The sequence below is a fragment of the Novosphingobium sp. TCA1 genome (assembly GCF_009811895.1).
Taxonomy (GTDB): domain Bacteria; phylum Pseudomonadota; class Alphaproteobacteria; order Sphingomonadales; family Sphingomonadaceae; genus Novosphingobium; species Novosphingobium panipatense_A.
In genome coordinates this window covers 79821-99703 of sequence record NZ_BLJH01000010.1, presented here as the reverse complement: position 1 = coordinate 99703, position 19883 = coordinate 79821, and the positions used below count along the sequence as shown (strand labels likewise).

16 protein-coding genes are annotated in these 19883 nt (G+C 65.9%); 12 read left to right on the top strand and 4 right to left on the bottom strand.

Features of this window, described 5'->3' with window-relative positions:
• The first annotated feature begins 7 nt into the window (after positions 1–7).
• The 12 genes from NTCA1_RS13475 (at position 8) to NTCA1_RS13420 (ending at position 13545) form a co-directional block, all read left to right on the top strand.
• Positions 8–643, top strand: coding sequence for an urea amidolyase associated protein UAAP2 (locus tag NTCA1_RS13475; protein WP_133084678.1), 636 nt, complete (start codon positions 8–10; stop codon positions 641–643).
• A complete protein-coding gene (gene uca, locus NTCA1_RS13470) occupies positions 640–4236 on the top strand; it encodes an urea carboxylase (RefSeq protein WP_133084677.1) in 3597 nt (1198 codons plus the stop codon). Before NTCA1_RS13475 ends, uca begins: the two co-directional genes overlap by 4 nt.
• A complete protein-coding gene (gene atzF, locus NTCA1_RS13465) occupies positions 4233–6002 on the top strand; it encodes an allophanate hydrolase (protein WP_133084676.1) in 1770 nt (589 codons plus the stop codon). The genes uca and atzF overlap by 4 nt, the downstream gene beginning before the upstream one ends.
• A 27-nt stretch (positions 6003–6029) precedes the next feature.
• A complete protein-coding gene (locus NTCA1_RS13460; RefSeq protein WP_133084675.1) occupies positions 6030–6959 on the top strand; it encodes a YncE family protein in 930 nt (309 codons plus the stop codon).
• 129 nt (positions 6960–7088) lie between these two features.
• Entirely contained in the window at positions 7089–8027 is a 939-nt protein-coding gene (locus NTCA1_RS13455) for a LysR family transcriptional regulator (RefSeq protein WP_133084674.1), read from the top strand.
• A gap of 106 nt (positions 8028–8133) precedes the next feature.
• Positions 8134–8298: a hypothetical protein gene (locus NTCA1_RS13450; protein WP_159830883.1), complete on the top strand. Its 165-nt coding sequence runs from the start codon at positions 8134–8136 to the stop codon at positions 8296–8298.
• The gene (locus tag NTCA1_RS13445; protein WP_133084673.1) at positions 8295–8720 is read left to right on the top strand and encodes a hypothetical protein; all 426 of its coding nucleotides are present in this window, start codon (positions 8295–8297) and stop codon (positions 8718–8720) included. Before NTCA1_RS13450 ends, NTCA1_RS13445 begins: the two co-directional genes overlap by 4 nt.
• Positions 8721–8833: 113 nt before the next feature.
• Positions 8834–9184, top strand: a complete 351-nt coding sequence (locus NTCA1_RS13440) for a UrcA family protein (RefSeq protein WP_133084672.1) — start codon at positions 8834–8836, stop codon at positions 9182–9184.
• 282 nt (positions 9185–9466) lie between these two features.
• Positions 9467–10465, top strand: a complete 999-nt coding sequence (locus NTCA1_RS13435) for a sterol desaturase family protein (protein ID WP_133084671.1) — start codon at positions 9467–9469, stop codon at positions 10463–10465.
• A gap of 48 nt (positions 10466–10513) precedes the next feature.
• Complete coding sequence (locus NTCA1_RS13430) at positions 10514–11146, top strand: hypothetical protein (protein ID WP_133084670.1); 633 nt, start codon at positions 10514–10516, stop codon at positions 11144–11146.
• Positions 11147–11298: 152 nt separating this feature from the next.
• Complete coding sequence (locus NTCA1_RS13425; RefSeq protein WP_133084669.1) at positions 11299–12492, top strand: BamA/TamA family outer membrane protein; 1194 nt, start codon at positions 11299–11301, stop codon at positions 12490–12492.
• A 267-nt stretch (positions 12493–12759) separates the two neighbouring features.
• Complete coding sequence (locus NTCA1_RS13420; RefSeq protein ID WP_133084668.1) at positions 12760–13545, top strand: hypothetical protein; 786 nt, start codon at positions 12760–12762, stop codon at positions 13543–13545.
• A gap of 49 nt (positions 13546–13594) precedes the next feature.
• On the opposite strand, the gene NTCA1_RS13415 is transcribed toward NTCA1_RS13420, so the two are convergent.
• From NTCA1_RS13415 to NTCA1_RS13400, 4 genes are all read right to left on the bottom strand, one after another.
• Complete coding sequence (locus NTCA1_RS13415) at positions 13595–15781, bottom strand: polysaccharide biosynthesis tyrosine autokinase (protein WP_133084667.1); 2187 nt, start codon at positions 15779–15781, stop codon at positions 13595–13597.
• A gap of 95 nt (positions 15782–15876) precedes the next feature.
• Positions 15877–17031, bottom strand: coding sequence for an acyltransferase (locus NTCA1_RS13410; RefSeq protein WP_159830882.1), 1155 nt, complete (start codon positions 17029–17031; stop codon positions 15877–15879).
• A gap of 310 nt (positions 17032–17341) precedes the next feature.
• Positions 17342–18367 (bottom strand): hypothetical protein, encoded by a 1026-nt coding sequence (locus tag NTCA1_RS13405; protein WP_133084665.1) that lies wholly within the window; start codon positions 18365–18367, stop codon positions 17342–17344.
• 141 nt (positions 18368–18508) lie between these two features.
• Complete coding sequence (locus tag NTCA1_RS13400) at positions 18509–19852, bottom strand: O-antigen ligase (RefSeq protein WP_133084664.1); 1344 nt, start codon at positions 19850–19852, stop codon at positions 18509–18511.
• Positions 19853–19883 lie beyond the last annotated feature (31 nt).

The following is a 19883-nucleotide window of genomic DNA, read 5'->3' as shown; positions in this document are numbered from 1 at the left end:
CGCGATCATGAGCACCGATCCCCACATGTCCGGCCTCACCGGCAATGTCGTCCACGACGTCGTCGTTCCCGCCCGCGCGCCCTGGCTGCACCACGTCAAGGCCGGGCAGACGCTGCGCATCGTCGATCTGGAAGGCAACCAGGCCGTCGACTTCCTGCTCTATTCGGCTGCCGACGATGCTGAGCGCTACAGCGCGCAGGATACCGTTTCGGCACAGGGCAATCTGTTCCTGCGGGCGGGCACCAAGCTGCTGTCCAACGAAGGCAATGCGCTGATGACGATCGCCGCCACCTCGGTCGATTACCATGACACCATCGGCGGCGCCTGCTCGTGCGAATCCAACACCTTGCGCTACGGCCACCATACCAAGGCCGAGCACGCCTGTGTCGAGAACTTCCTGGAGGCCAACCTCCTCGAAGGGCGCGGCAAGCGGGACATCGTTTCCAACATCAACTTCTTCATGAACGTACCGGTCGAGCCGGACGGGTCGCTGGGCATCGTCGACGGAATATCCGCGCCGGGCCTGACTGTTGACCTGCGCGCGGAAATGGACGTCATCGTCGTCGTCTCCAACTGCCCGCAGGTCAACAATCCCTGCAACGGCTTCAATCCCACTCCCGTCCGCATGATCGTCGTCGCATGAGCTTCGATACGGTTCTGATCGCCAACCGAGGCGCGATCGCCACCCGCATCATCCGCACCCTTCGCCGCATGGGCCTGAAGTCCGTTGCGGTCTATTCCGAGGCGGACGAAGGCTCGAACCACGTATCGGAAGCGGACGAGGCCGTGCTGATCGGCCCGGCCAAGGCTTCCGAAAGCTACCTCAACATCGCGGCGATCCTGGATGCGGCGAAGAAGACCGGCGCCGGGGCGATCCATCCCGGCTACGGCTTCCTGGCCGAAAATGTCGAGTTCGCGGAAGCCTGCGCGGCAGCCGGGATCGTCTTCATCGGCCCGACGCCCGAAAATATCCGCACCTTCGGCCTCAAGCACAGCGCCCGCGCACTCGCCGCCGAGCATGGCGTGCCGCTGGCGCCGGGCACCGGCCTGCTGACGGACGAGGAAGAGGCAGTCTCCGCCGCCGCCGGGATCGAATATCCGGTGATCCTCAAGGCGACCGCCGGGGGCGGCGGCATCGGCATGAAGGTCTGCGAGAACGAGGCGGACCTGCGCGAAGGCTTCGCCACCGTCGCGCGCCTTGGCCTCAGCAATTTCGGTGATGCCAGCGTGTTCCTCGAACGCTACGTGCGCCGCGCTCGGCACATCGAGGTGCAGCTGTTCGGAGACGGCGAGGGCCGCGTCATGGCGCTTGGCGAGCGCGATTGCTCGCTCCAGCGCCGCAACCAGAAAGTGGTCGAGGAAGCCCCGGCACCGCTGCTGCCACAGCATGTCCGCGCGGAGCTGATCGCCTCGGCCGTGCGTCTGGGTGAGGCGGCACGCTACCGCTCGGCAGGCACGGTGGAGTATCTTTACGATGCCGACCGCGAGGAGTTCTTCTTCCTGGAGATGAACACTCGCCTCCAGGTCGAGCACGGCGTGACCGAAGAGGTCATGGGCATCGATCTCGTCGAATGGATGGTGCGCGGCGGAGCGGGCGATTTCGCCTTCCTCGACGGCCCGGCCCCCAGCCCCAAGGGCCATTCGGTGCAGATGCGCCTCTATGCCGAGGACCCCTCGCTGGATTATCGCCCGACTTCGGGCCAGCTCACCTGCGTCGAATTCCCCGAGGATATCCGCGTAGAAACCTGGTGCTCGTCCGGCAGCACGGTCAGCGCCTGGTACGATCCGATGCTGGCCAAGCTGATCGTCCATGCTCCGACCCGCGAGGAAGCCGTGGAGGCGGCACAGGCGGCGATCGACCGCAGCCGGATCGACGGCATCGAGACCAATGTGCGCTGGCTGCGCGATGTCGTCCGCTCGCCCGCCTTCACCAGCGGCGAAGTCTCGACCCGCGTGCTCGATGCCATTGCCTATCACCCCAGCGCGGTCCGCGTGGTCAGCGGCGGCACCGCGACGACGGTGCAGGACTGGCCGGGCCGTCAGAAGCTCTGGGGCGTGGGCGTGCCGCCCTCCGGGCCGATGGACGACCAGTCCTTCCGCCTCGGCAACCGCCTGCTGGGCAACCCGGAAGGCACCGAGGGGCTTGAGGTCACCGTCACCGGGCCGACCCTTTCCTTCGTATCGGCCGCGCGTGTCTGCCTGATGGGCGCCGATTTCGGCGCGACCCTGGACGGGGTTCCGGTCTCGCGCGGCGTGCCGATCGATATCGCGGCGGGCCAGACGCTGGCGCTCGGGCGCGCTTCGACCGGCGGGCTTCGCGGTTATATCCTCTTCGCGGGCGGGCTGGACATCGCGCCCTATCTGGGCAGCCGCAGCACGTTCGAACTCGGGCAGTTCGGCGGCCATGCCGCGCGGCGCCTGCTTGCGGGCGATACGCTGCATCTTGCCGGAGCGGCGACGGAGGCGGCCCTGCCCGCCGTGGACCTGCCCGAGATCGGCACCGACTGGACCCTGCGTGTCCTCTACGGCCCGCACGGCGCCCCGGACTTCTTCACCGGAGAGGATGTCGAGACGTTCCTCGGCGCCGAGTGGAAGGTCCACTACAACTCCAACCGCACCGGCGTGCGCCTGATCGGCCCCAAGCCGCGCTGGGCGCGCAGCGACGGCGGCGAGGCGGGGCTGCACCCCTCCAACATCCACGACAATCCCTATGCCATCGGCGCGGTGGACTTCACCGGCGACATGCCGATCATCCTGGGACCGGACGGCCCGTCGCTGGGCGGCTTCGTCTGTCCTTTCGTGGTGATCGCCGCAGACCGCTGGAAGATCGGGCAACTTACGCCGGGCGACCGCCTGCGCTTCGCGCCCGTCACGATCGAGGATGCCATTGCGGCGGAAACCGCGCAGCGTGAACTGGTGGCGAATGGAGCGCCTCCCGCGTCATCTCCCGTGCGTAAGGTGGATACCCTCTCGCCGATCCTTGGTGAGATCCCGGAAGCGCCGGGCCGTCCGCGCACGGTCTATCGCCAGCAGGGCGACCGCAACATCCTCGTCGAATACGGCCCGATCGTGCTCGATATCGAACTGCGCATCCGCGTCCATGCGCTGATGACGGAACTGGAGCGGCTCGATCTGCCGGGCGTGATCGACGTGGTTCCCGGCATCCGCTCGCTTCAGCTCCATTTCGACGGCGCGGCGCTGACCCAGCAGGCGGCCCTCGCGGCGCTGATGGAAGCGGAGGAGCGCCTTGGCGACCTGCAGGACTTCGCGATCCCCTCGCGCATCGTCCATCTGCCGCTGAGCTGGCGGGATCCCGCCACGGTCGAGACGATCGAGAAGTACATGGCCACCGTGCGCGACGATGCGCCCTGGTGTCCCGACAATATCGAGTTCATCCGCCGCATCAATGGCATGCGCGATCAGGCTGCGGTGGAGAACCTGATCTTCGAGGCAAACTACCTCGTCATGGGCCTGGGCGACGTCTATCTCGGCGCCCCCGTGGCCACGCCGGTCGATCCGCGCCACCGGCTGGTGACCACCAAGTACAACCCGGCCCGCACCTGGACCCCGCCCAATGTCGTGGGCATCGGCGGCGCCTATATGTGCATCTACGGCATGGAGGGGCCGGGCGGCTACCAGCTGTTCGGGCGCACGCTGCAGGTCTGGAACACCTATCGCCAGACGGATGCCTTCACCGAAGGCAAGCCCTGGCTGCTGCGCTTCTTCGACCAGATCCGTTTCTACCCGGTCAGCGCCGACGAGCTGGCCGACTGGCGCCGCGAATTCCCGACCGGACGGCGCTCGATCCGCATCGAGCCTTCCGAGTTCCGCCTGGCCGACTACCGCGCTTTCCTGGCCGAGAATGCCGCAGGCATCGCGGAGTTCGAGGAGACACGAAAGGCCGCCTTCGATGCCGAGCGCGAGGAATGGCAGCGGCTGGGCGAGTTCGACCATGTCGCAAAGCTGGAGGAGGCCGACGCGCCTGCGGAGGCTGCGATAGTGCTACCGGAAGGTTCGGACCTGGTGGAAGCACCCTATGGCGGCAGCGTTGCAAGGCTGCTGGTCGCCCCGGGCGACCGTATCGAGGCAGGCGACAAGATCGCGGTAATCGAGGCGATGAAGATGGAATGTCCAGTCGAAAGCCCCGGCAGCGGGACGGTGGAAGCGCTCTATATGCGCGAAGGGCAGTCCTTGCAGCCCGGCGCGCCGATGCTCGCCTTGCGGAGGCACGCATGACCGAACTGAACCGCCAAAGCGCAAGCCGCATCGCCGCTGCCGTCAGGACGGGTGAGACCACGGCCCTGGCCGTGGCCGAGGATGCCCTGGCCCGCATCGAAGCCTACGCGGCCGTCCAGCCGCAGATCTGGATCAGCCGGGCCAGCCGCGAGGAACTGCTGGCTGCCGCTCGCGCCGTGGATGCGCGGGTTGCGGCAGGCGAAGACCTGCCGCTGGCCGGCGTGCCTTTCGCGGTGAAGGACAATATCGACGTCGCCGGTTTCGAAACGACGGCGGCCTGCCCCGCTTTCGCCTACGAGCCCGAAGCCGACGCTGGCGTGATCGAGCGCCTGCTGGCGGCCGGCGCGGTCTGCGTGGGCAAGACCAATCTCGACCAGTTCGCCACCGGCCTCAACGGATCTCGCAGTCCTTATGGCATTCCCCGCAATGCCTCGAACCTTGCCTATGTCAGCGGTGGGTCCAGCTCGGGCTCGTCGATCGCGGTGGCGGCGGGGCTGGTGCCTTTCGCGCTCGGCACCGACACGGCGGGATCGGGCCGGGTGCCTGCCGCCTTCAATCACCTGATCGGCATGAAGCCCACCAAGGGCCGTTGGTCCACGCGCGGTCTCGTCCCTGCCTGCCGCACCATCGACTGCATCACCGTCTTCACCGACGATACTGCCGACGCGCGTCTGGTGGACGCGGTGCTGGCCGGGTTCGACGTGGCCGATCCCTATTCCAAGGCTCTGGCCGACAGCCCCCTCGCGGTGAAGCGCATCGGCGTGCCGCGCCGCGAACAGCGGGTGTTCTTCGGCGATGTCGAATCCGAATATCTCTACGACCGGGCGCTGGAGACGCTGGCGGCGCTGGGCGAGATCGTCGAGATCGACCTCGCCCCGCTGCTCGAAGCCGCGCAACTGCTTTACGGCGGCCCCTGGGTGGCCGAGCGTACCGCCGCGATGGAAGGCATCCTGGCCAGCAACCCGCGCGCCGTCGATCCCACCGTGCGCGCGGTGGTCGAGCCGGGCAAGGACATGAGCGCGGTCGAGCTGTTCAACGGCATCTACCGCATGGCCGATCTGAAGCGCCACGCCGACTTGCTGTGGGGCGAGATCGACATGCTGGCCTTCCCCACGACGGGGTCCACCTACCGCGTGGCCGAGATGCTGGCCGCGCCGGTGGCGCTGAACAGCAACCTCGGGCTCTACACCAATTTCGTGAACCTGCTGGACATGGCCGCGCTGGCGGTTCCGGCAGGCATCCGCGCCAATGCCACGGGCTTCGGGATCACCCTGATCGGCCCCGCCGACACCGACCGCGCCCTGCTGGACGCGGCCGACACTTACCTTGCGGCCGCGGATCTTCCCGCGCCGCCACCACTCGATCTGGAGGGAAAGATGCAGACTGTTAAACTCGCCGTCGTCGGTGCCCACCTCAAGGACATGCCGCTCCACTGGCAGCTGACCAGCCGTGAGGCCGAATTCGTCGGCGCGTTCGAGACGGCGCCGAGCTACAAGCTCTACGCCATCGCTGATAGCGTGCCGCCCAAGCCCGCGCTGGTGCATGACGAAGACGGCGCGGCGATCAAGGTGGAAGTCTACGAGTTGGGCGTGGCCGAATTCGGCAGCTTCACCGTGGACGTTCCCGCACCGCTCGCGATCGGCAACGTGACGCTGGCCGACGGCACCACCGTCAAGGGCTTCGTTTCCGAACCCCGCGCGCTGAACGGGGCCGAGGACATCACGCATCTCGGCGGCTGGCGCGCCTATATCGCCGGCAAGGCCTGATCCGCAGCTTCACCAAGGGGGAAATCCATGCGCAAGTTCGTTGCTATGCTACTAGCCGCAAGTGCCGCCCTGCCTTCGCTCGCGCAAGCGGAGCAGGTGATCCAGGTGCCGGGCTTCGCGGATTTCCTCGCGGTTGACGGCGATACGGTCTGGGCCACCAACAAGGGCCGGGTCGAGCAATGGTCGCGCGGGGGCAAGCTGGCCGAAGTGGCCATGGCGCACCCCTGCGGCGCCATGGCCATCTCCGCCGGTTCGCTCTGGGTGGCCGATTGCGACGAGAAGGCCGTCAAGCGCATCGACGTGAAGACGGCAAAGCTGGTCGCGACGATCCCCACCGGCATCGCCTCCTCGGGCGAACTCAACGTGGTGGCCGGGGACGGTTCGGTCTGGGTCGCCAGCGACAACGGCGCCAAGGATCGCGGGGGCTTGGTCGCCCGCATCGATCCGGCGACGAACAAGGTCGTCGCCTCGGTTCCGGTCGATGCGGGCACCTGGTATCTGACTTACGGCTTCGGCGCGGTCTGGGCGGTGAGCGCGGCGAAGCAGTCGCTCCAGCGCATCGATACCGCCACCAATGCCGTCACTGCCCGGATCCCGCTGGGCAAGGAGCCGGGCTTTCTCGCGGCGGGCGAGGGCGGCGTCTGGGTGCAGGAGCAGGGCGACGGCACCGTCGCGCGCATCGATCCGGCCACCAATGCGCTCTCCGGCCGCATCAAGGTGGGCCAGAACCTGAAGTGGGGCGATATCGATACCGGCGCGGGCAAAGTCTGGCTGCGCACCACCGACGATCAGGTCTTCGCGGTGATCGACCCGCAGGCGATGGCGGTAGAGGCGCGCAAGGGCAAGGCGGCGGGCAGCGGTGCCTTGCGCTGGACGCCGAAGGGCGTCTGGACCTCGGCCCATGACGAGCACACGCTTTCCTGGTGGAGCGGGGCGGACTTGCAGAAGGCGCCCTGAAAGGAAAGGCGCGGGTGGTGAAGCCGCATATCCGCTCGCGCTGCGACGCCGGTCTGTTCTATCACCCTGATTCGATGCCGGACTATCGGCATGGGACAGGGCGCCAATGACAAGAGTACGGAACGAGGCATGAGCGAACGATCGCCGCTGACAGACAGGAAGTTCGCCAGCCGGGTGGACTGGAACCTGATGCGCACGTTCGTCGATATCGTGCGGGCAGGCGGCATCGGCGCGGCGGCGCGCCAGCTCAACAAGCAGCAACCCAGCGTCAGCGCGGCGCTGAAGCGGCTGGAGGATCACGTCGGCGCCACGCTGCTCCACCGCACCGCGGCGGGCGTGGAGATGACGGCGGCGGGCAAGGCGATGATGGCCTTGTGCGAGGATATGCTGGAATCCGCGCGGATGATGCCGCACCAGATCGCCCAGGCGACCAAGCGTGTCGAAGGCGTGGTGCGCATCCAGATCGTCTCGGCCATCGTCTCGGCCGAATTCGACGAGGCGATCACCAGCTTCCACCGTCGCAATCCCGATATCCAGATCGAGATCAGGGTGTCCTCCTGGCGCCAGGTGCTAGACGCGCTGGAATCGGGCGAAGTGGAAGTGGGCATCGGCTACGACAACAGCGTGCGCGGCAATCTGGTGTACGAGCCGCTGTTCGTCGAGCACCAGCAGCTCTACTGCAGCCGCAGCCACCCGCTGTTCGGCTATCGCATCACCCAGCCGAAGGAACTCAAGAGCGAGGCCTTCGTGCTCATGGGCGAGGGTGAGATCGAGATCATCACCCACTTGCGCCGCCGCTACCGGCTGGGCACCCGCGTGGCGGCCCTGGCCGACGACATGAACGAGGTTCGCCGCCTGATCCTCTGCGGCGTGGGTATCGGCTTCCTGCCCACTTCGGTCGTCCAGGCGGATGTCGAGAAGGGGCTGCTCTGGCCGCTGCTCCACGGTGATTTCGAACCGGGCTACGACATCTTCCTGCTCGCCCGGGCCGAGCCGGAGCGCGATACGGCCACGCAGCTGTTCGTGGACGAGGTTTTCCGCCGTATCCGTGCGCAACCCAGAGCATAGGCCAGGGCATAAACCGGATCTATGCCTGCCATCGCGAATTCGCCTCTGTCTCGATGAGGGGCTTCGCTTCAGTCTAGTCTTATAGAGACAGGACAAGGGCGGGCAGGTGATCTTCAGAACCGGTTTCTCCGAAAAGCAGACGGGCCTCGCCGTGGCGATCCGCGCGTTCGGCGCCGCTCTGTTCAGGATTTTGCGCGACGGCATGGAGGCCCGCGCAGGCGCCGTCAGCGGCGCGCGTGATTTCGGCAACCGCCACCGGAGCCGCTGGTGATCCTGGCCGCCATTCGCAAGGTCGAACAGGTGCGCATGGTCCGCCGCTTTCTCGGTATCGCGCTCGGCGCCGCAACTGCGGTTGCCCTGTCGGCCCAACCGGCCTGGGCCGGATCCGGCAACAAGGCACGCCTGGTTTCCTGCGATCAATCCGATTGCCTGCTGGTCTCCGGGTCGCGCGCCGATCCCGGCATGCTCGTTCGCGTGAACGGACATCCGGTGGAGGCGAAAGGCGGGCGCGACTGGAAAGTTCTTCTGCCGGTGCAGGATGTGCGCGCATGGTCGCTGCCGGGCGCGCGTGAAATCACCGTTACCACGACGCAGCCGGGCACAAGTGACCCGGTTACAAATCAAGTAGATCTGCCTATCGGCATGTTAGGGAGTATTACTGAACTAGCATATCTAGTAATACCACAGCGCTAGAGCGGCGCTACGGGCGCGAAAACTGCCCGATATATTGCAAGATCTTCCCAAAAGCGCTATGGCGACGTCAGTCACCGTAGACGTGATCCTGTATCCGCGCTTTGGAGAAGATGATGAAGACTGGCATTCTGGCGCTGGCATCGCTGGCTTTCGCAACCACCCTTTCCACCGGCACCGCCACTGCAGCGCCTGCGGGCAGCAATCCTTTCGCGCGCGACCAGGCGGTCCTCGACCTCAAGGGCCTGGATCTTGCCACGGCGGAAGGGCAGCAGCGCCTTGCCATTCGCATGGACAGCGCGGCCCGTTCGGTCTGCGGCGAAAACATGGCCAGCGTCCATCTCGCCGCCGAACGCAAGGCTCAGGATTGCCGCACCGCCGTTCTTGCAGACATCCGCGACCGGATCGAGAATCGCCGCGCCGATGCTTCCACGGCTGCGGCCACCAAGCTGGCTCTCGCGCGCTGAGAATCGCTTTGGCCGGACTTTGCTCCGGTCAGCCTCACCAGAAGGCCTTCCTGAAGCCTCCCTGCCAGCGGCAGGGAGGCTTCATGCGTTTTGGCGCGAGAATCCCCCAAAAAACCGCGCTGCGCCGGCCTCTTCGACATAGACCGCATCTATGGACTGCATATCGCATTGGCATCTGGCGGGACCCTGCCGCTTTAACGATCCTCCCACCCAAGAACACGGGTGTTCCATCTCATTTCACCGCACCACCCGGTGGGCGGGAAATACCACGAGGGCAGGCGTATGGAAGGCGTTCGCGTAGGTAAACGGATCATAGGCGCGCAGTCGCCGGTGACCATCGGTTGGGATAACATCCCGAAGGTGGAAGGCGGCCCGGTGAAGCAGTTCGTCTTCACCTGGTTCCAGCCGACCGTCCTCTTCGCGCTGATCGCCTTCTGGTACTATGCGCCCAATTCCATCGCCAAGGCATCGACGGCGATCGGCATCGGCATCGGCTTCAAGGTCCTGCTGCTGTGCCTCGAATGGGCTTTCCCCCGCCACGAAAGCTGGCGCCTGACCTGGAAGGAACTCGCCACCGACCTGTTCTACGTCGGCCTGGGCTATACCATCCTGCGCCTGGTGGAGGATTACATCGGCGACGGCGCGATGATCGAGGCGATCCTGCGCCAGTTCGATTGGGACAAGTTCGCCTGGTTCATGGGGATGCCGCTGCTGCTGCAGGCGTTCCTGATCGCCTTCATCTTCGATTTCGGGCAGTACTGGATGCACCGCGGGATGCATAACTGGTACCCGCTCTGGCTGACCCATTCGGTCCACCACTACATCACCCAGCTGAACATCAACAAGGGCGCGGTCGGGAATCCGGTCGAGCTGTTCCTGATCGGCCTGGGCATCGGCGGCTTCTTCGACTTCCTGCCGCGCGCTGCCCTGCTGGCGGGTGCCTTCGGCATGGCGATCGGGACCTATCAGCATATCAACGTGCGCTTCAACACGCCGCGCTGGTGGCGCTTCCTGTTCAACACCACCGAACACCACAGCCTCCACCATTCGCAGGACTTCGAGGCGAGCCGCAGCAATTATTCCAACACCTTCATCTTCATCGACCGCATGTTCGGCACTTGCGTGGATGGCGAAGCCGAACTGCTGGGCATGGAAGGCGGCCGCCGCATGTCGATCGGCGAGCAGATGACCTTCCCCTTCACCGAAGGCTGGAAGACGATGAAGGAGAAATGGGGGAGCAGGCCGCATCTGGACGACGCGACGGCCATCCCCGCTGAATAAAATCGCCGCCCAAGGTCGCATCACAGCCCGCATCCAGAGAAAAACCACATGAACTCACGCTTCATCAATTGGATCTGGCAGGTCAGGGGCAGCCTGGCGCTCGCTCCGGGACAGACCAGCGACGACGTGTTCGACAGGCTTTCGCCGCTGTTTCGCCAGACGGGTACCAGCCACCAGCGGACCGGCGACAGCCTGACCTTTCGCAAGAAGGATCCCGCGGCGCAGGACAAGATGTCGGTGTTCGACGGCGGCGTATTGCAGATCGAGCGGCAGTCCGCAGGTTCGGTGCTGCATTACAACCTGAACAGCCGCGCCTTGCTGCTCTGTTTCCTGGCGCCCTTGCTGTTCCTGGGTTTCGCACAGCTGACCATTCTGGCGGGCAAGTTCGAGAAGCCGCCCGTGGAAACCTCCGACCCGGCCAAGAAGGCCCAGGAAGAGGCGAAGAAGGCCCGGATGGAAGCCGCGAAGATGATCCAGAACCCGATCGACAAGGCCCTTGGCGCACCTGCGCCGGAAAAGCCCAAGAAGGACAAGGCCGCAGAAGAGAAGGGCAAGAAGAAGTCGCCCACTTCCGCTTATGTCTTCGCGGGTATCTTCGCGGCGCTCTATCTGGTGGGCCGGCTGCTGGAGGGCCGGCTGGTGAACTCTCTATTCAGGAAGAAGCTCGCCGGAGTGGGCTGATACCGGGCCTGCGATGCCCCGGACTGCTGTTCTTTTCGTAACGGCAGCCGGGAAAACGGGGGTAATTCCCGATGCAGTAATGCTTTCGTCTGCCGCACTCTTCCCCTGCGGCGACTACATCCTTTGGCGGGGTAGCGCCGAAGGAGAAGACCATGCCAAACAGGGCGAAAGCTGCCGGTCTGATCGCCGCAGTCCTTGCGGTCTTGTCCCTCGGCACGCCTGCGGCGGCGCAGAACAGCGTTGTGATGCAGATGGCGGGCGATACGGTGACGGCGGGCAAGGACCGGGCGGAAAACGGACAGCCTGAAAGCAATCGGCCTGAAAGCAACCCAGGGGCGCCGAAGAAGATGAAGCCCGATCTTCTGGTCGTGCCGATCCCGATGTCCAATCCCACGCTGGGCGCGGGGATCACTTTGGCCAGCGTCCTCTTCTACAACCCCAACGGATCGAGCGAGCCCTGGGTGACCGGCGGGGGCGCTTTCTACACTAGCAACAAGAGCTGGGGCGGCGGCGCGGTTCACAGCATGTCGCTGGCGCAGGACAAGGTCAAAGTCCTGCTGTTCGGCGGCTATGCCGACATCAACATGAAATTCTACGGCATCGGTGCCGCCGCGGGCGATCGCAACGTCTCGGTAAAGATGGACGACAAGGGCATGGTCCTGCTGGGGCAGGCCCAGTACGCAATATTCAGGAACATGTATCTCGGTGTCCGCTACGAATATCTCGACGTCAACCAATCCATCAAGACCGAAAACCCGCTGTTTCCCGACCTCGACTTGCCGGGGAACCTGCTGGACAGCAGGATCTCCGGCATCGGGCCGTCCATCACTTACGACAGCCGGGACAGCCAGTTCGCGCCGCGCAAGGGGGCGAACCTTACGGTGGTAGGCCTGTTCAATACCGGGGCGCTGGGCAGCGACTTCACTTACAACAAGTGGCAGGCTGCCGCGAACGGCTATTTCCCGGTGACCTCCACGGGCACATTGGCCGTTCACGGCAGCCTTTGCGCGGTTTCGAAGAACGGCCCGTTCTACGACATGTGCATGTACGGACAGGCCGGAGACCTGCGCGGCTACGAAATGGGCCGCTACCGCGACCGCGCGATGTGGACCACCCAGATCGAATGGCGGCAGCATCTGGGCGGCAAGTTCGGCGGCGTGTTCTTCGCGGGCATGGGCGGGATCGCGGACGATCTGGGCGAGATCGGGAACGGCAAGTTCCTGCCCGCCGTCGGCATGGGCCTGCGCTACAAGGCTTCGCAAGCGACGGGCACCAATCTCCGCCTCGATTTCGCGATGGGGCGGGATTCGCACGCCGTCTACTTCGGGATCGGCGAAGTGTTTTGAGAGTGAGTTTGAAAAATGCCTGAAGGGCATTTTCTTGCGGCACCGGCCCACGCCCCCACCCACCACCCAACGCTAGTATCCTGCGGGTGGTGGGTGGGGGCGTGGGCCGGTGCCGCCAAATCCGCCTGCGGCGGATTTTTAAAAAAACCCCGCGAAAGAGGTAGCGGCCGTCTCGCAATAGCCGCTCCCGCGCGGGAAGGAGCGGTTATCCTGTCTGCAGTGCGGATTGGCGAGGGAGCGCTGCGTGGACGGGGCTGTTCTGTGAGAGTGGCGGTCGATCGCCTGCTGAAACCGTTGGGGCTTCAGGCTCGGCCCGAGGATCCCGGCCCCTACTGGCCGAGGCGGCGCGCCGAGCGGATCCATCACCCTTTCCTCTTCCTGCTGACGCCGCCCGGCGCGGGCAGCACGGCGGTGGCGCGCCATCTGGCCGATCGCGCCGACGTGGGGGGGCTTCACGCCAGCTTCGAAGGCCAGCGCCTGGTGCGCGGGCTGATGGACCGGGACCAGTGGTTGGACCACAAGTTCGTGGACTACGAGGCCGTGCTGGGCGCCTGGAGCGCGCGTATCGCCGAAGCGGAACGCAGCCGCAGCCATGCCTTCTTCCTGGAGAAGAGCCCGCCCAACCTCGTGCGCTACGAGGCGCTGTTCAGTCACTTCGCGGAGTATCGCGTGGCGGTGACCAACCGCGCGCCGTTGACCTGCATCGATGCGCAGCTCAAGCGCTATGCCCTGCCGGGCTATCGCGGGGTTCCGCGCGACCGGGTGGTGCGCGATCTCGCCCGGATGTGGATCTGGCGCAGCGGGTTGCTGCGCGCCGCCGTCGAGCGCAACGGCCATCCGCTGCTGACTTACGAGGGATTTCGCCGCGATCCCGATGCGATCCTGACCGCCTTCGGCCTGGAACGCAAAAGCGGGGCGCAGGCGCAGGAGGAGCGGCCGGAGAGTGCCCAGGTGCTGATGCTGTCCACCGTGGAGCGGCGCATCGTGGCCGAAACGGTGGCGGAAGTGCCGGAACTCATGACTTTCTTCGGCTATACCGGCGAAGGCGATTGAAAAGGGCGGCGCTAATGCCGCCGCCCCCCGTGCCCCTGTCAGTGCCCCGTCAGTTCGCGCCGCGTGCGTAGTAGTACTGGTAGTAGGCCATTTCCTCGCCCAGCACCGCCGAACTGCGGGTATCCACCTGGGTTAGCAGCAATCCGTAGATATGCGCCCCGGCGCGGTCGAGTTCGCGCAGCGCCGTCTTCAGGACGTTGCGCTGGGTCGTGCGCCAGCGCAGGATCATCAGGGTGACGTCCGCCATGGCCGCCAGCGCGCGGGCTTCAGCCACCGGGATGACGGGCGCGATATCGAGCACGACGAGGTCGTATTCCTGCCGGAAGCGGTCGAGCAGGGTGGCGGTGGCGTCCGAATGGATGATGTCCAGCGGGGTTTCCGCGGTGGAGTTGAGCGGCAGGACATGCGCGCCCGAAGGCTCGTCCAGCACCAGCACGTCCTCCACCCGCGCCTCGCCGCTCAGCACTTCGGCAAGGCCCGGACGGCCGCGCAAGTTCAGGGCGATGGTCGTGCCCATGCGGCGAACGTCGCAGTCGATCAGCAGGGTGCGGCGTCCGGCCATCGCCGCCGAGCGGGCGAGCGCGATGGCGGTGCTGGTCTTGCCTTCGCCGGGGATCGAGGAGGTGACGCCCACCGAGCGGGCGACCTGGCCCTTGTGGCCGATCTTCAGCGCGGTCCAGATGGCGCGCACCGATTCCGCGAAAGGCGAATCGCGGTGGTGGACCAGGAAGTCCGGCACGCCCAGGGCTTCGTCCTTGTGGAAGTCGGGCTCGTCCATGGTAGCGATGTCGGGCAGGCTGCTCACCACTTCGTAGCCGGTCAGCTCTTCCGCCTCGGCGCGGGTGCGGATGCCGCGTTCCCGCCATTCGAGGGCGAGCGCCAGCAGCACGGCGGCGATCACGCCGGCGATGCCGCCGCCCAGCATGTAGACCAGCAGATCCGGCGAGGAAGGCCCTGAAGGCACCTGAGCACGGGCAATGACCTGGGCCTTGCTCTTCTCTGTGCCACGCGTCGCCAGTTCGACGCGGTAGCGGTCGAGGAAGGTCTGGTAGAGCTGGCGCGAGCTTTCGGCCACGCGTTCCAGTTCGTTGAGGCGCACCGAGGCATTGTTGCCTGCCAACAGGCGGCCCTTGGCGCCGCCGATGGCCGCCTGGATCGCGCCGACGCGCTGGCTGTCCACTCGCACGTCGGAACTGACGCCGGAACTGGCGCGCGCCACTTCGCGGCGCAGTGCCTGGCGGGCGCTGCCAAGCTGGGCTTCGGTCCTCATGCGGTCGGGATGGTTGGGCCCGAGCGAAGAGGATTGCTCGGCCAGCTTCACTTCCAGCGTGGAGACTTCGGTGCGCAAGTCGCGAATCACCGGGCTGTTGTTCACCGCCGTGCCGTTTTCGCCCGCATTGGCGCTGGCGCGGCCCTGCGATGCGGCGAGTTCGGCCTTGGCCGAGGCCAGCTCGGTATTGAGCGTGGAGAGTTCCTGCTGGGCGATCGTGCTGTCGTTGCTGACCGCCACCAGATCGGCGCTGGCGCGGTAGGAGGCGACGGCGGCCTCGGCCTTGATCACGTCGCCGCGAAGCTGGTCGAGGCGGCTGCGCAGCATGTTGATGTCCTGGCTGCGCGCGCTCTGCTCGCCCTGGACCTGTCCGCTGACATAGGCATCGGCCACGGCATTGGCGACTCTGGCGGAGACTTGCGGATCGCGCGAGCGGTAGCCGAGGTTGATCGCATAGGACAGGCCCTGTCTGCCGACCGTGAGGTTGGAGCGCAGGATATTGGCAGCGGCGGGCACGGTCAGCGGGCCGGTGGCATTCGGCGCGGCGGCGGCCAGGAATGCCGGATCGGTATTGAGCCTGGCATTGCGCACGGCGGCAGCGGCCACTTCGGGCGAGAGCAGCACTTGCACTTCGGTATCCACCGCCGGGGAATCGATGATGGTGTCCTTGTTGGTCTGGGCGGTGCGGACAAGCTGCTGGTCGCCCCGATCCAGCGCCAGCACGACGCTGGCATCGTATTTCTTGACCGCCATCAGGTAAGCCAGCGCGGTAAGCGCCAGCACGGCCAGGATCGCCAGCAGCATGGGCCACTTGTGCCGCCAGGCCAGGGTCGCCAGCCAGGACAGGTCGATGAGCTTGCCCCCGTCCGCTCCACCGGAGCCATGGGATGCGGCGGATGCGGCCGGGTCGGTCAGACCCAGCCTGCGCGCTGCGGAGGGATCCAGCTTGTTGGAAGCTACGTGCAAGTCGCCTACCTCTCGGGAATCGAGGAAATTCGCGGACTTATTCTGCGAGCCTTCACCCCATGAAATCCATCAGAAACAGGTAGTAATTCGAAATCTCAGCCACCACTACCTCGGGCGAGCGGCGCGGGACGGAGGCCTGCCGATGTGCCCGCGCGGCGGGCCTGTCGGAACCGGTGCTGGGCGGGACGCTCGATGAAGCGATGGGTCAGGGCGGCGGCGGGCAGGCTGAGCAGGACCACCGCCGCGATCCAGCCGGTCTGCTCGGCCCAATAGGGCAGGCCGAGGCGCGACACGCCGTGCATCCACAGGTTGGTGACCACGATCAGCGAAACCCAGTGCATCAGGTAGAGCGAAAAGGAAATTTCACCCAGGTATTGGAGCGAAGGGCGGGCCAGGAACGCCGCGATCTTGCCGCGATCCGGCCATGCGGCGGCGACGGCCAGTGCCGCGAAGGGTATGGCGAGGACGTCGTGGAGATTGGTGGCCAGGGCCAGCGCGAAGCCCGCCGCGCCCGTGGCCATCAGGACATCGCAGGCCCTGCCCGAAAGCCGCGCCCACAGGGACCGGTCGAGGCAGATCGCCAAGCCAACGACGAAGGCGGCAAGGCAGCGGAGCGGCGCCAGTCCATAGGCGATCTGAAGCGTTCGGCCCTCGATCAGGATAAAGGCGTAGAAGCCCACCGAGAGTCCCAGCAGCAGCCAGGTCCCGCCGCGACGGGCAGCCACGGCGAGCAGGGCTGGAAAAAGCAGGTAGGCGCCCATTTCCGCGCTCAGGGACCAGCTGACCGGATTGAGAAACCGGAAGCCGGGCAGGCCCAGCGAATGGACGAGCGCGGCTTCCTGCAGAACCCAGCCCAGCCCGGCCGGAGACCACATGGGGTCGAGCGCATCGCCTCGCCGCAGAGCATTGAGCGCTCCGGCGGCGGCGATCGTCAGCAGCAGCGCAGTGCAGAACAAGTGGAGCGGATAGATCCTTGCCGCCCGCGCGCGCCAGAAACGCAGGATCTGCGCCCGGTCCAGGGGCTTGCCGTCCGGCGCGGCGGCGTAAGTGATGACGAAGCCGCTGAGGATGAAGAAGACGTCGACCAGGAGATACCACCGCTCCATGGCCGGCGGATGCGGCAGGCGGGGCTGGAGGTAGAGCGCGCCCTCGCGCAAGTGATAGACGACCACCATGGCGGCGGCGATGCCCCGGATCGCGGCGTGGGAAGCAATGTGCCTGCCTTTGTCCTGGGTTTCGTCTGTGGCCATCGCGCCGCCCCCGTGGCTGGGACGGCCAGGATCGCCGGCCTGCGGCGGCCGTGCAATCGCGCCTATCGGGTGCGATTTTGCGCCTCCCGAAAAACCGGGAGGCGCAGAGTTTGTTTGAAAAATGCCTGAAGGGCATTTTTAGCGGCACCGGCCCACGCCCCCACCCGACCTCCCATCAGGATACACTAGTGGGAGGTCGGGTGGGGGCGTGGGCCGGTGCCGCAAGCCTTCGACGGATGTCGAAGGCGTACTCAACAAAGACTCGGGCCGGTGCCGCAAAATCCGCCTGTGGCGGATTTTTAGACAACCCTCAGATCGAGAGGCGCTGGTCTACCGTGACTTTCGATCCGGCATAGCTGCTGGAGCTGTTCAGCACCTGGCCCGGCTTGGCGATCAGGCGGCGGATATGCAGGTTGACCACGCCTTCCTCGGAACGGAACAGCGGCACGGAAGGGTCGCCCGATGCGATCAGCACGTCGATGGTGATCGTGCGCGCGCCGCTCTTGGTGCCCTTGCCGAGTATGCCGACGAAGCGGTTGGTGCCCAGTTCGACGAGGCCGTGGCTCTGGTTGGTCCAGGCCTTGATGCCCTGGCGGCAGCCGGACAGGTAGACGTTGTCCACCCGCACATTGCCCTTGATGTCCAGGCAGGCGTCGCTGGCATTCATGACACGGCCGTTGGAGATCGTGCCGGAATAGCCGCCTTCGGTGGAGATGCCGTCGACGTTCTGGTAATAGCTGCCGGAATCCATGAACAGATTCTGGAAGTCGAAGTTCTTGATTTCAAAGGTGCCGACGTCGTCCGCGTCCTTGCCCTTGAGGGCGATGGCGGCCCAGGCGTCGTCGCTGTTGATGGCGGGATGGGCCTTGCTGCCGATCCAGACGAGGTCGCGGAACACGGCCTTGCCGATGCCGTTGCTGACGTTCACGAGGCCCAGGCCCAGCGTGGCGTCTGCCCGCGCATCGGTGTCCGACACGCGCTGGACCTGGAGGTTGGGCACATTGGTGCCGCGCATCAGCGGGCCGTAGCGCTGCGACTTGACGTCCTGCACCACGAATCCGCTGGCATCCTTGCCGTTGATCAGGATCTTGCCATCCACCACGCAGAGCTTCGTCACCGAAGGGGTGGTGGCAGTCAGACGGATCGTCGTTCCGGTCTTGCAGGCGGCGCTGACCTGGGGGGTGGCGATCGACGGCATCTTGAAGGTGGTGGCGGCGGTCGTGGCGGTGGCCATCGTCGCAGGTGCGGCGACCACGCTTGAAAGCGACGCAACCGGCGTCCCCGTGGACGGCCCCATCGCCAGAAGGGGAACAGCAAAACCCAGTGCTCGGAACATGTTTTTTCCCAAAGACTTAAGCGAAGATTCGCTCGATATTTTCGATACCATGACGAATAGTCTCATCCGTATGGCTTAGTTCTTTTGGGCTACTTGCCGAAGCGAACTGGAAGCACAACTGGGGGAAGGGGCGAAATTTCCTCAAATAGGGCGGAGCCTTGCGGGATTTGCGACGGGCCGTTTGGCGGCGCGTCCCTGCAGGTTGGCATGGACCGTGAAACCGCAGAGCAGGCCGTAGAACAGCAGGCCCTCGATCATCCAGAACGGCATCGTCGCCATGTTCAGCAGAAAGAAGCCGAGATGGGCCATGACCAGCGTGAAGCGTGCGGGCGTTCGCGCGGTCGCGGCCATGACGAACATCCAGATCCACAGCAGCAGCATCGCCGCCACGCCCAGCACGCCCAGCTCGTAGAGCGTGGAAACGAGCGTGTTGTGGGCGTAATAGCGATAGCGGCCCTCCCAGGCGTTGGCGCCGAAGCCCAGCATGTGCTGGCGCGGCGTGCCCGCGTCCCAGGCGGTGATGTACTGGCTCCAGAGCAGCAGGCGGCCGGACAGGATCTGCGTGTCGGCGCGGCTGAAATCGGCGGGCGCCTTGCTGAGGATCTCGGGATTTTCCCAGACCGTCTTGATCGCGTCGAAGCGGTCGCCCGCCACCATCGGCACCACCGGCACTGCCGAAAGCACCAGCAGCACGCCCAGCAGGCCCGCGATGGGCCGCTGGTTCGCGCGCACGCTGCCGGTAATGGAGGCGATCAGCAGGCCCAGCATCAGCGGACCGGCGGTGATCACGGCGGTACGGTAATTGGCGGCCAGGATCCCGCCGAGACAGACGGTGGCGATGGCCAGCTTGTAGAGCGCCCGCAGCCGGGGGTTGAGAATGGCGGTCAGCAGGCCGGTCAGGAGAATGATCGAGAAGGCGGCCTCGTGGTTGTAGCCGCCGATGTAGGAGGCCGATCCGTCGCTTTCGGTGGCCTTTGCGATGCCGAGCAGGAGGCTGAAGCCCTGGAGCGCGAGCGGGAGCACGAACGTGATCAGCATCCGCAGCAGCACTTTGCCCGCGCCGTCGGCCATGAAGGCGTCATAGGCGGTCAGCGCGATGATGGCGAGATAGGCGTATTTCACCAGGCTCTCGATCGAGCCGGAGACTTCGCCGTTGAGCACGGCGCTCATGGCGATGACCAGCAGCAGCGGCACGATCGGCGCAAGGATCAGCGGCACGGCGCGGCTGCGCAGCAGCAGAAGACTGCCGACGCCGACCAGCAGGACCGAGGCCAGCGCATTCCAGCTCAGCCCGAGCGGAGAGGACGAGAAGGCGAAGCGCGGCATGGCCGACATGGCAAGGCGCAGCGCGAAGGCGATGACCAGGAAGCGCGCCGAAGCCCCCATGCGCATGCAGAGCACGACCACGAGCACGCAGTAGAGCATCATCGTGGGCAGCAGCAGGAAGATCGGGATGGGCGGGCTGCCCGAGGTCAGTGCCAGCATCGCGTGCTCCGGGCGGCTAGGGGGCGGGGCA

Coding starts and splice junctions, on each gene's coding strand:
- NTCA1_RS13400 (WP_133084664.1), bottom strand. CDS start 19,852: ATGCTGGCACTGACCTCGGGCAGCCCGCCCATCCCGATCTTCCTGCTG.
- NTCA1_RS13460 (WP_133084675.1), top strand. CDS start 6,030: ATGCGCAAGTTCGTTGCTATGCTACTAGCCGCAAGTGCCGCCCTGCCT.
- NTCA1_RS13430 (WP_133084670.1), top strand. CDS start 10,514: ATGAACTCACGCTTCATCAATTGGATCTGGCAGGTCAGGGGCAGCCTG.
- NTCA1_RS13410 (WP_159830882.1), bottom strand. CDS start 17,031: ATGGCCACAGACGAAACCCAGGACAAAGGCAGGCACATTGCTTCCCAC.
- NTCA1_RS13435 (WP_133084671.1), top strand. CDS start 9,467: ATGGAAGGCGTTCGCGTAGGTAAACGGATCATAGGCGCGCAGTCGCCG.
- atzF (WP_133084676.1), top strand. CDS start 4,233: ATGACCGAACTGAACCGCCAAAGCGCAAGCCGCATCGCCGCTGCCGTC.
- NTCA1_RS13405 (WP_133084665.1), bottom strand. CDS start 18,367: ATGTTCCGAGCACTGGGTTTTGCTGTTCCCCTTCTGGCGATGGGGCCG.
- NTCA1_RS13475 (WP_133084678.1), top strand. CDS start 8: ATGAGCACCGATCCCCACATGTCCGGCCTCACCGGCAATGTCGTCCAC.
- NTCA1_RS13455 (WP_133084674.1), top strand. CDS start 7,089: ATGAGCGAACGATCGCCGCTGACAGACAGGAAGTTCGCCAGCCGGGTG.
- NTCA1_RS13425 (WP_133084669.1), top strand. CDS start 11,299: ATGCCAAACAGGGCGAAAGCTGCCGGTCTGATCGCCGCAGTCCTTGCG.
- NTCA1_RS13440 (WP_133084672.1), top strand. CDS start 8,834: ATGAAGACTGGCATTCTGGCGCTGGCATCGCTGGCTTTCGCAACCACC.
- uca (WP_133084677.1), top strand. CDS start 640: ATGAGCTTCGATACGGTTCTGATCGCCAACCGAGGCGCGATCGCCACC.